5 protein-coding genes are annotated in these 4,444 nt (G+C 62.9%); 3 read left to right on the top strand and 2 right to left on the bottom strand.

Annotation, left to right across the window (positions count from 1 at the left end):
- Together pyrG and eno are read left to right on the top strand one after the other, a co-directional pair.
- Positions 1–1,042, top strand: a 1,042-nt coding sequence (gene pyrG / locus AC3AYF_RS18505) for a CTP synthase (RefSeq protein WP_487780159.1), incomplete at its 5' end; no start/stop codon positions are given.
- Positions 1,043–1,248: 206 nt separating this feature from the next.
- Positions 1,249–2,541, top strand: coding sequence for a phosphopyruvate hydratase (gene eno, locus AC3AYF_RS18510; RefSeq protein ID WP_295035246.1), 1,293 nt, complete (start codon positions 1,249–1,251; stop codon positions 2,539–2,541).
- A gap of 92 nt (positions 2,542–2,633) precedes the next feature.
- Here eno and fdxA read toward each other — a convergent pair whose 3' ends face one another.
- Positions 2,634–2,957 (bottom strand): ferredoxin FdxA, encoded by a 324-nt coding sequence (gene fdxA, locus AC3AYF_RS18515; protein WP_149434537.1) that lies wholly within the window; start codon positions 2,955–2,957, stop codon positions 2,634–2,636.
- An 83-nt stretch (positions 2,958–3,040) separates the two neighbouring features.
- On the opposite strand from fdxA, the gene AC3AYF_RS18520 reads away from it, so the two are divergent.
- Positions 3,041–3,685, top strand: coding sequence for a DUF1203 domain-containing protein (locus tag AC3AYF_RS18520; protein ID WP_295035248.1), 645 nt, complete (start codon positions 3,041–3,043; stop codon positions 3,683–3,685).
- A gap of 12 nt (positions 3,686–3,697) precedes the next feature.
- Here the strand turns inward: AC3AYF_RS18520 and AC3AYF_RS18525 are convergent.
- Positions 3,698–4,444: MutS-related protein (locus AC3AYF_RS18525; RefSeq protein ID WP_487780160.1), on the bottom strand; the 747-nt coding region annotated here is incomplete at its 5' end.

The raw sequence follows: 4,444 nt of genomic DNA on the forward strand, positions 1-4,444 counted from the left end.
CCTGATCTGCCGCACCGAGGTCGAGCTCGAGGAGAGCGAGCGGCGCAAGATCGCGCTGTTCACCAATGTCGAGGAGCGCGCCGTCATCCCGCTGCAGGATGCCGACACCATCTATCGTATTCCGCTGATGCTGCATGAGCAGGGGCTCGACGAGATCGTCTGCGACAAGTTCCGTCTCGCCGCCCCCCAGGCGGACCTGGCCGAGTGGATCCATGTGCTCGATGCCAAGCTCAATCCGCTCAAGACGATCAACATCGCCATGGTCGGCAAGTACATGGAGCTGCTCGATGCCTACAAGTCGCTCAACGAGGCGCTGATTCACGCCGGCATCCAGACGCGGGTGAAGGTCAACGTCGAGTACATCGATTCGGAACTGATCGAACGCCACGGCACCGAACGCCTGGCCGGAAAGGATGCGATTCTGGTCCCGGGCGGCTTCGGCGAACGGGGCGTGGAAGGCAAGATCCAGACCGCCCGTTTCGCCCGCGAGAACGACATTCCCTACCTCGGGATCTGCCTCGGCATGCAGGTGGCGGTGATCGAGTTCGCGCGCCACGTGGCGGGCTGGGAGGATGCCAACTCCACCGAGTTCACCCGCGAGACCCAGCACCCGGTGGTCGGCCTGATCACCGAGTGGATCAATCCCGAAGGGCAGATCGAACTGCGCGACGAGGCTTCCGACCTGGGCGGCACCATGCGCCTCGGCGGCCAGGAGTGCCGACTCAAGCCGGGTTCCAGGGCGCACGAAGTCTACGGGCTGGACACCATCACCGAGCGTCACCGCCACCGTTTCGAGGTCAACGAGCAGTTCGTCGAGCAGCTCGAGGCGGCGGGCCTGGTCGTCTCCGGCAAGAGCGGCGACCAGGCGCTGGTCGAGATGATCGAGCTGCCGGACCATCCCTGGTTCGTGGCGTGCCAGTTCCACCCGGAGTTCACCTCGACGCCGCGCGACGGCCATCCGCTGTTCACCGGCTTCGTCAATGCGGCGCTGGAGCACAAGGCGAGCCGCCAGCGCCAGCACGGCATGGCCCATCAGGAATGACCGAATGACCCGGCGGGGGATGAAGCGATTCATCCCCCGCTGTCGTTGGAGAGGCTGGACCTGGGATGCCTGGGCTGGCTAAGCTCCGGAACTGCTAACATGATGGAATCACCGCGCCCGGACCCCCTCGCCGGGAACCGGGCGCTTCACGCTCGATGTACCGAGTGATCAACCAAAAGAGCTTCCAACCGACAGGACAACGCAACATGGCTGAGATCGTTGATATCCGCGCCCTCGAAGTGCTCGATTCCCGCGGCAACCCCACCGTGCAGGCGCAAGTCACCCTGAGTGGCGGCATCACGGGCAGCGCCTGCGCGCCCAGCGGCGCTTCCACCGGTTCCCGTGAAGCGCTGGAGCTGCGCGACGGCGACAAGTCGCGCTATCTGGGCAAGGGCGTGCTGAAGGCCGTCGACGCGGTCAATGGCAAGATCCGCGAGCGGCTGATGGGTATGGATGCCAGCGACCAGCGCGCCCTCGACGACGCCATGCTGGCGCTGGACGGTACCGACAACAAGGCGAGTCTCGGCGCCAACGCGATTCTCGCGGTGTCGCTGGCCGCGGCCAAGGCGGCGGCAACGGAGAAGGGCGTGCCGCTCTACGCCCACATCGCCGAACTCTACGGCCAGCCGGGGCGCTACACCATGCCGGTGCCGATGATGAACATCCTCAACGGTGGCGAGCATGCCGACAACAACGTCGACATCCAGGAGTTCATGGTCCAGCCGGTCGGTGCCCCCAACTTCCGTGAAGCGCTGCGCATGGGCGCCGAGATCTTTCACTCGCTGAAGAAGGTGCTGTCCGCCAAAGGGCTCTCCACGTCAGTCGGCGACGAGGGCGGTTTCGCGCCGAACCTCTCCTCCAACGCCGAGGCCCTGGCGGTGATCGAGCAGGCGGTCGGCGATGCCGGTTACCACCTGGGCAAGGATGTCACCCTGGCACTTGACTGCGCCTCCAGCGAATTCTTCAAGGATGGCACCTACGACCTCGCCGGCGAGGGCAAGCAGTACGATGCCGCAGGCTTCACCGACTACCTGGCCGATCTCTGCGACCAGTATCCGATCGTCTCGATCGAAGATGCCATGGACGAGTCGGACTGGGATGGCTGGAAGGCGCTGACCGAGAAGCTGGGCGACAAGATCCAACTGGTGGGTGACGACCTGTTCGTCACCAACACCCGGATCCTGAAGCGCGGTATCGACGAGCAGATCGGCAATTCGATTCTGATCAAGTTCAACCAGATCGGCTCGCTCTCCGAGACCCTGGATGCGATCAGGATGGCCCAGGATGCCGGTTTCACCGCGGTGATCTCGCATCGCAGCGGCGAAACCGAAGACACCACCATCGCCGATCTCGCCGTAGGCACCGCCGCCGGCCAGATCAAGACCGGTTCGCTGTGCCGCTCCGACCGTGTGGCCAAGTACAACCGCCTGCTGGTGATCGAGCAGGAGCTGGGTGAGAAAGCCGCCTATCCGGGCCTGAAGGCGATCAAAGGGCAGTAAAATCGCTGTAGACCGATAAACCAGGAAGGCCGCTCATCGAGCGGCCTTCCTGCGTTCTTCGGCAGCGAGCGTCCGATTTGCGTAATTGCAAATCAGCGTTCGAGCAGCTCGATCTTGTTGGGCTTGCCATCCCACTCCTTGGCATCTTCCGGCGGATCCTTCTGCTCGGCGATGTTGGGCCACACTTCGGCGAGCTCGGCGTTGAGCTCGATGAACTGCTGCTGGCCGTCAGGCAGCTCGTCTTCCGAGAAGATCGCTTCGGCGGGGCACTCCGGCTCGCACAGTGCGCAATCGATGCACTCGTCGGGGTGAATGACGAGGAAATTGGGGCCCTCGTAGAAACAGTCCACCGGGCAGACTTCGACGCAGTCGGTGTATTTGCACTTGATGCAGTTCTCGGTGACGACGAACGTCATGGGTGTTCTCTCCTGATTGACGGCCCGGTCGTGGCCCCTGTCTCGATCTCTCGCTATCACGATCTCGGCGGATAGGATTTTTCGTGTTCACCGCTCGCGCAGTGCCGCCGACACTATTCGAATGGCGCCATATTCTAGGCGGCCGGCGCCAGCTCCGGCAAGCCGCCACCTGGAACATCGAGGAATGGCGTTATAGCCGCGAGTGCCGTATGTGGCCAGTGGGTACCTTCCGCTTGGCTCATGCTCCCCTCTTCATTGCTATTGAGGGGAACATCATGTCCTTTCGCTGTATTGGTCTCTTTATCGATATCAACGATGTCAGAGCTTTGAGTCGTAAGGGGCTGGCCAGTCGTGTTGTTGCTGGTCACGGAGATGACCTGCCGTGTCGTTTTGCTCTAACGGACGTAGCGATCAATGAAGCAGCTTGGTTGCTTCATTACACACATCACGATGTGGAAACTCCTTACCGTGCATCAGGGCCCGTTTTCATCGGGGAAGCTGCCTTGCTTCAGAAATGGACAAGCGGTGTCGTCCCTCCGTCCTTACTAAAAAGGTCGCTCTCTATTCGCGCATATGATGCACACGGTTGGCTCACTGCGGCAGCTTTGAGCCAAGGAGCTGACCTTGTTCAGGAAATCGAAAGGCTCTGGTCTGAGACCAGAACCGATTATCTCCATATCCACTATGCTGCTACCGGATGTTACGCCTGCCGTGTGGAGCGTGCTTAACGATATATCCTCTCATCGAATTTCTTTGAATCGGTAAAGCAGATCCAGCGCCGCCCGGGGCGTCAGCGAGTCGATATCCAGCGACTCCAGTGCTTCGAGTACCGGGTGCGGTGTGGCGGCGAACAGATCCGCCTGCTGCGGTCCCGGGGGCTGGGCGTGCACGTCGGACGCCACCGGCATGGCGGCAGGCTGCTCGAGACTGGCCAGCTTGTCGCGGGCGCGGGCGATCACGGTCTGGGGCACGCCGGCGAGCTGGGCGACCTGCAGGCCGTAGCTCTGGCTGGCCGGTCCCTCCTCGACGCGGTGCATGAAGACGATCCCGTCGCGATGCTCCGCCGCGGTCAGGTGGACGTTGGCCACCGTCTCCTGCTGCTCGGCCAGCGCGGTCATCTCGAAGTAGTGGGTGGCGAACAGCGTGAATGCCCGCTGGGCGGCGAGATGCTCGGCGCTGGCCCAGGCCAGCGAGAGGCCGTCGAAGGTGCTGGTGCCGCGGCCGATCTCGTCCATCAGCACCAGGCTTTCGGCGGTGGCGTTGTGAAGGATGCTGGCGGTTTCGGTCATCTCCACCATGAACGTGGAGCGACCGCCGGCGAGATCGTCGCTGGAGCCGATTCGGGTGAAGATCCGGTCCACCGGACCGATCTCGGCGCTGTCCGCGGGCACGAAGCTGCCGGTATGGGCGAGCAGGGCGATCAACGCCGCCTGGCGCATGTAGGTCGACTTGCCGCCCATGTTGGGGCCGGTGATCACCAGCATGCG

The sequence above is a fragment of the Salinicola sp. genome, from assembly GCF_982684285.1.